General features: G+C 67.1%; 3 protein-coding genes. All 3 read left to right on the top strand.

Going from position 1 to position 7,129, the window contains the following annotated elements:
* Positions 1-137 precede the first annotated feature (137 nt).
* The 3 genes from A8G00_RS14385 (at position 138) to A8G00_RS14375 (ending at position 7,053) form a co-directional block, all read left to right on the top strand.
* Positions 138-1,826, top strand: coding sequence for a type I secretion system permease/ATPase (locus A8G00_RS14385; RefSeq protein ID WP_103000978.1), 1,689 nt, complete (start codon positions 138-140; stop codon positions 1,824-1,826).
* Entirely contained in the window at positions 1,826-3,187 is a 1,362-nt protein-coding gene (locus tag A8G00_RS14380; RefSeq protein WP_103000977.1) for an HlyD family type I secretion periplasmic adaptor subunit, read from the top strand. Before A8G00_RS14385 ends, A8G00_RS14380 begins: the two co-directional genes overlap by 1 nt.
* A gap of 128 nt (positions 3,188-3,315) precedes the next feature.
* Positions 3,316-7,053: a calcium-binding protein gene (locus tag A8G00_RS14375; protein WP_103000976.1), complete on the top strand. Its 3,738-nt coding sequence runs from the start codon at positions 3,316-3,318 to the stop codon at positions 7,051-7,053.
* Positions 7,054-7,129 lie beyond the last annotated feature (76 nt).

Here is a 7,129-nt window from a genome sequence, read left to right as displayed (position 1 = left end):
GGGGCGCTGGCCCGGGCCTGCGCCGATCCGGGCGACGTCCGCGCCATGGCCCTGCGCGCCCGGGCCGATGCCCGCGCCCGCTTCAGCGAGGCCGCGCATTGCGCCAAGGTCTGCGCCATCTACGAAGCGTTGCGGCCATGATGGGCGTGGTGAAGCGGCATTTCCTCTGGGCGGCGCTGTTCAGTGCGCTCGCCAATCTGCTGTTCCTCGCGCCGACGCTCTACATGCTGCAAATCTATGACCGGGTCGTGCCGACGCGGGGCGGGACCACGCTCGCCTTCCTGACGGTGGCGCTGCTGCTGGCCTATGCCACCCTCTCCCTGCTGGAATATATCCGCTCGCGCATATTGGTGCGGGCGAGCATCGGGCTGGACCGGCGGCTGGCGCGGACGCTGATCGCCGCCACGCTGCGCCAGCAGGCGGGGGAGGGGATCGGGCGCAGGAGCCGCCAGCCGATCCGCGAATGCGACCAACTCCGCCAGACGCTGACCGGTCCGGCCATGTTCGCGCTGTTCGACGCGCCGTGGACGCCGATCTACATCCTCGTCTGCGCGCTGATCCACCCGCTGATCGGGCTGATGGCGCTGGCAGGCAGCCTGACGCTGGTCGCCATAGCCTGGGCCAGCGACCGGGCGACGCGCCGGCCCCTTTTGCAGGCCAATGCCGCCGCGAACCTGTCCTACAGCAGCCAGGAACAGACGATGCAGGGGGCCGAAGCGGTGCGGGCGCTGGGCATGCAGGGCGCGATGGTCCGACGGCACCTTACGGAGCGGGAGGACATGCTCGGCTGGCAGGCGGAGGCCAGCTTCGCCGCCGGCAGCCGCATGGCGGTGAGCCGCTTCCTGCGCAACATGCTGCAATCCGGCGCGCTGGGACTGGGGGCGTTGCTGGCGATAGACGGGCAGATTTCCGGCGGCGCGATCTTCGCCTCCTCCTTCCTGCTGGGGCGGGCGGTTGCGCCGGTCGACCAGCTTGTGGGAAGCTGGCGCAGCTTCGTCGCGGCGCGGGCCTCCCATGGGGAGGTCATGGCCTGGCTCGACGGCGCGGCGGACGACATGCCCCAGACCAGCCTGCCTCGCCCGAAAGGCCAGGTGGATGTGGAGCGCGTGACCATCGAGGACCCGCATTCCCAACGGCTGATCCTCAACAACCTCTCCTTCGCGGTCGGACCGGGGGAGATGGTGGCGGTGATCGGCGCGAGCGGCGCGGGCAAGTCCACGCTGGCGCGGCTGGTGGCGGGCGCCATCGCCTGCGACCGGGGCGAAATCCGCATCGACGGGGCGGAACGGTCGCAATGGGACGGCGATGCGCTGGCGGTGCATGTCGGCTATATGCCGCAGCAACTTTCCCTTTTTGCGGGGTCGATCCGCGACAATATCGCCCGCTTTGCCGATCCGGACGCCGATGCGCGGATAGACGCCGACGTCATTGCGGCGGCACAGGCGTGCGGCGTGCATGAGATGATCCTGCGCCTGCCGCAGGGCTATGACACCATGCTGGGCTGGGGCGGCATGGGGCTGTCCATGGGCCAGACGCAGCGGATCGCGCTGGCCCGCGCCCTGTTCCGCGACCCGGCGGTGCTGATCCTGGACGAACCCAATGCGCATCTCGATTCCGATGGGGAGGCGCAACTGATCGCGGCATTGGCCAGGGCCAAGGCGCGCGGGGCGGCGATCATGGTGACGGCGCACCGGACCGGCCTGCTGGGACCGGCGGACCGCATACTCGTGCTGGACAATGGCCGCATGCGGATGAGCGGGCCGCGCGATCAGGTGCTGGGCGCGCTGACCCGTCCCCGTCCCGCGCCTGTGGCGGGAGCGGCCTGATGCTGATGCGGACCACGCGGCCCTTGCTGTTGCCGCCGCCCGGCCCGCCGCCGCCGGTGGCGGTCGACCCCAGGCCGGAGGTGCGCGGCGGGCTGCTGGTGGCGGCGGCGTTTTTCCTGCTGTTCCTCGGCTGGGCGGCCTTTGCCCGGCTGGACGCGGCGGCGCTGGCGCCGGGCCGGACGACCGTGGCCGGGCAAAGGCAGAGCGTGCAGCATCGCGACGGCGGCATCGTCGCGGCGATCCTGGTGAAGGAGGGGCAGCGCGTCCGGCAGGGCGAAGTTCTGATCCGGCTGGCCGCGCCTGCCGTGGCCGCGCAGGAACGGGTGCTGGCGTCTCAGGCGATCTGGCTGATCGCGCAGCGCGCCCGTTTGCGCGCCGAACAGGCCGGGGCGGGGATGGAGGCGCCGGTGGAGTTCCGCACGCTGACCGGGGACGACCGCGCCGATGCGCAGGCGGCGATGCGCGCGCAGCAGGCGCAGATGGCGGCGCGGTCGGCGCTGCTCGGCACGCAACAGGGCGTGGCGATGCATGAGGGCAGCCAGGCCGGGTCTCAGGCCGTGGGCTATCGCGAGCAGGTCGCCTCCGTGATCGAGCAGGAGCGGCTCATCACCGACGAACTGGAGAGTCTGCGCACCGTGGCGGAGAAGGGCTTCGTCAGCAAGACGCGCATCCGCGCGCTGGAGCGGGCCAGGGCGGACCTGATCGGCCAGCGCGGTCGCCTGAGCGCGGCGCGCGACAGTGCGGCCAATATGGTGGGCGAAGCGCGGCTGAAGGCGCTGGAGGCGAAGCAGAATCTGCAGGAAAAGGTGACCTCCGACCTGCGCGATGCCGAAGCGCTGCTGGGCGACGTGCTGCCCAAATGGAGCGCGGCGCGGGACGAACTCGCCCGGACGCAGGTGCGCGCGCCGGTGAGCGGGACGGTGGTGGGCCTCAGCGTGCATACGGTGGGCGGGGTGATCGCGGCGGGACAGACGCTGATGGACATCGTGCCGCGCGATTCCGCCGTCGTGATCGAGGCGCGCTTCTCCCCCGCCGATGTGGACGATCTGGCGGTGGGGCAGAAGGCGGAGATACGCTTCGCCGGCTTTCCGGGGCGCAGCCTGCCGATCATAGAGGGCAAGGTGACGCGCATATCGGCGGACAGCTTCGTCGAGGAGAAGACGGGCATCGCCTATTTCGCGGGAGAAGTGACCATCGCCCCCGATCAGATCGCGCTGATCCGGCAATATCGGGAAGGCGATTTCGCGATGAAGCCGGGCATGCCGGTGGAGGTGGTCGTGCCGCTGCGGCGGCGGACGGCGCTGCAATATATGATCGATCCCCTTACCGATACGATGTGGCGCTCCTTCCGCGAGCAGTAGACGTTGTTCCTACACCCATAGGCGCACTCCCGAAGGTGTAGGCGCTATCCCTAAGACCCCACCGCTTCCGCCCGATTTGCCGCTAAGGATTCCGGACCTTTCACAAGGACGCTGGACAGGGGGCGAGCATGGCGAATTTCTTCAACGTGGTGGGAAGCCAGACCATCACGGCAGGGAGTGAGAAGGACCAGTTCTTCGCCTTCACCCGGCTCGCCAATCTCGATACGGTGCGCCCCGATGCGGTGCTGGCGCAACTCGTCTGGAACTCCGCTATTCTCACCGGCAGCGGCGCCGCCTATCAACTGACGGCGAGCAACATCCAGATTTCCATGGACCTGCTGATGGGGGGCACCGGTACGGACGTCATCTACGGGTCCAACCTGTCCGACGCGATCTTCTACAATAATGGCGTGATCGCAGGCGGCTTCGGCAGCTTCGACAATATCGAGCAGTTCTGGCTGGGCGACGGCGACGACATCATCGACCTGACGGCGCATGGGGCGGGCGGGATCGACTATGCCAAGGACGTGCTGGTCCAGGCGGGCCTCGGCAATGATGTCATCATCGGCGGCGCGGGCAAGGATAATCTTCAGGGCGACGGCGGCAACGACATCATCTTCGGCTGGCGTGGCAGCGACACCATTTCCGGCGGAGCGGGCGACGACCTGCTCTATGGCGACGATCTGGGCTTCAACAACATTTCGGGCGACGACACCATCGACGGCGGCACGGGCAACGACATCCTCTATGGCGGGCGCGGCAGCGACAGGATGACCGGCGGCGACGATGACGACATCCTCTATGGCCAGGCCGGCGGCGACAATATGTCGGGCGGGTCGGGCAATGACATTCTCCATGGCGACGATGCCGACACCAACAGCAACGACACGCTGAACGGCGATGCCGGGAACGACCAGCTCTATGGCGGCGCGGGCAGCGACGAGCTGTATGGCGGCACCGGCGGCGACATGTTGGATGGCGGCAGCGGCAACGATTATATGCATGGCGGGGCAGGCAACGACACGATCCTCGCCGGTGCGGGCAATGACGTGATCGACGGCAGCGCGGACGTCGACACGCTCGTCTTTTCGGGCAACCGTATGGATTATGTCTTCACGCTCCAGACCGACGGCAGCTATGTCGCGGTCGACCAGCGTGCAGGCTCTCCGGAGGGCAGCAAGACAGTCCGCAACGTGGAATTTTTCCAGTTCGCGGACATGACGACGCCTTCCACCGCGCTGAACGCGCCGCCGGTCATCACCTCGAACGGCGGCGGCTCCAGCGCGGCGCTGGCGGTCGATGAGAACGGCACCGCCGTGACCACCGTCACCGCGACGGACCCCGACATGGGACAGACGGTCTCCTTCTCCATCGTGGGAGGCGCGGACGCGGCGCTGTTCGCGATCGACGCGATGACGGGCGAATTGCGTTTCCTCACAGCGCCCAATTTCGAAAGCCCGGCCGATGCAGACCGCGATAATGTCTATCAACTGATCGTTGCCGCCAATGACGGCAATGGCGGCGTTGACACGCAGACGCTCGCCGTGACCGTGAACGATGTGCCGGACGGTTTTGCGCCGGTCATCACCTCCAATGGCGGCGGCGCAAGCGCGGCGATCACCGTCAACGAGAATGCGACAGCGGTGACCGGCGTGACCGCCACCGATGCCGACAGCCCGTCGATCAGCTTCGCCATCATCGGCGGAGCGGACGCCGCGCTCTTCGAAATCGATGCGGCAACCGGCGTTCTCCGCTTCAAGACCGCGCCCGATTATGAAGCCGCCGCCGACGCCGATCACGACAATATCTACAATGTCGTGGTGCAGGCCAGCGACGGCACCAACAGCGACAGCCAGGCGCTGGCGGTGGCGGTCGCCAATCTCAACGACAATGCGCCGGTGCTGACCTCTTATGGCGGGGCGGCTTCGGTCGCCTTCTCCGTCGCGGAAAACAGCCTGCTTGCCGCCATCGTGCAGGCCAGCGACGCGGATGGCGCTGCGCTCAGCTACAGCATCAGCGGCGGCGCTGACGCGGCGTTGTTCACCATCGACCCGCAGACCGGCGCGCTGAGTTTCAGGACGGCTCCGGACTATGAAGCGCCGGACGACAGCAATGGCGACCGCCTCTACCATGTGATCGTCAGCGCGAGCGACGGCAGCAACAGCGTCTCGCAGACCCTGGCCATCGGCATTACCAATCTGAACGACAATGCGCCGGTCATCACCTCCAATGGCGGCGGCGCCTCGGCGTCGATCAGCATGGCGGAAAATGCCAGCGCCGTGACCGTGGTGACGGCCACCGATGCGGACGGCTCCGTCCCCGGTTTCGCCATTTCAGGGGGAGCGGACGCCGCGCTTTTCACCATCGATCCGGTGACCGGCGCACTGTCCTTCATCAACCCGCCCGATTATGAGAACCGGCTCGATGCCGATGGCGACGGCGTCTATCAGGTGACGGTGCGCGCAACCGACGGCAGCAACGTCGATGATCAGCTTTTGTCCATCACGATCACCGATGTCGCGGAAAACGGGCGGACGATCACCGGATCATCGGGCAACAACACGATCGGCCCGACGACCACCGTGCTCGCCTATCAGACGACTGCCCTCAACGACACCATCTACGCCCTTGCCGGCAATGACGTCATCGATGGCGGGGCGGGCGCCGACTATATGGATGGCGGTGCAGGCAACGACATCTTCTATGTCGACACCTGGTCGGACGACGGCTTTGCCGGCAATGACGATCAGGTGATCGAACTGGCGGGGGGCGGCAGCGATCTTGTCTATGCCTCCGTCAGCTATCGCCTTGCCGCCAATGTCGAAAAGCTGACGCTGACCGGCGCGGCGGCGATCAACGGCATGGGCAATGATCTGGCCAACACGATCACCGGCAATGACGCGGCGAACATTCTGTCGGGCGGGACGGGCGCGGACATTCTCTATGGCATGGGCGGCGGCGACACGCTGGACGGCGGTGACGATAACGACACCCTCTTCGGCGGCGACGGCAGCGATATGCTGATCGGCGGGCTGGGCGACGACTATCTGGACGGCGGCACGGGCGCCGACAACATGGCCGGTGGGCTGGGCAATGACAGCTATATCGTCGACAGCTGGTCCGACGACGGCAACAGCGCCAATGACGACCTGATCGTCGAACTGGCGGGTGAGGGGACCGATCAGGTGAGCGCCTCCGTCAGCTACAAAATGGCGGCCGAGATCGAGAAGCTGGTTCTGACCGGCACGGACCCGATCGACGGCATCGGCAACGACATCGCCAACAGCATGACGGGCAATGGCGGCAATAACGGCCTCTGGGGCGGCCTGGGCAACGATACCCTGCTGGGCAATGGCGGCGACGACCGGCTCTATGGCGAGGACGGGCAGGACAGCCTGGACGGCGGCGCGGGCAACGACCTGCTGGACGGCGGGGCGGCCGGCGATACACTGAAGGGCGGCGCGGGCAGCGACACGCTGATCGGCGGCGCGGGCAAGGACACGCTGACCGGCGGCACGGAGGCGGATGTCTTCCTGTTCAACCGCGGCGACACGACGCTCAACACGGCAAGCTATGACCGGATCACCGACTTCAAGGCGGGCGAGGGCGACCGCATCGACCTGGACTTCCTGAACGGCTCCCTGCCCGCCGTCGACTATGCCGAACGGACCATTGCCACCAACAGCTTCTCCGACGCGCTGGCTGCCGCCAATATGAACGCCGGGGTCAATCATGTGGCTTTCGTCGCCGGGTCGACGGACGGCTGGATATTCTACGACGCCAATGGCGACGGCGCATTCGAACAGAGCGTCCAGCTTGTCGGGGTCAACAGCCTGGCGGGGGTGGATTCGAGCAGTTTCTTCTAGAGCGCGCTGCGTTAAATCGGACGCAGGTCGCGCGCTTTTTTCTTCCCGTTCGCCCTGAGCCTGTCCTGAGCGCCTG

It is taken from the genome of Sphingobium sp. SA916 (assembly GCF_002894065.1).
In the GTDB taxonomy this organism is placed as follows: domain Bacteria; phylum Pseudomonadota; class Alphaproteobacteria; order Sphingomonadales; family Sphingomonadaceae; genus Sphingobium; species Sphingobium fuliginis.
The sequence above is the reverse complement of the archived record's forward strand: the minus strand, read 5'-3'. Positions and strand labels throughout refer to the sequence as shown.

What these genes read in the sequence shown, in the direction of transcription:
- A8G00_RS14385 (WP_103000978.1), top strand. Translation starts at nt 138, where the DNA reads ATGATGGGCGTGGTGAAGCGGCATTTCCTCTGGGCGGCGCTGTTCAGT.
- A8G00_RS14380 (WP_103000977.1), top strand. Translation starts at nt 1,826, where the DNA reads ATGCTGATGCGGACCACGCGGCCCTTGCTGTTGCCGCCGCCCGGCCCG.
- A8G00_RS14375 (WP_103000976.1), top strand. Translation starts at nt 3,316, where the DNA reads ATGGCGAATTTCTTCAACGTGGTGGGAAGCCAGACCATCACGGCAGGG.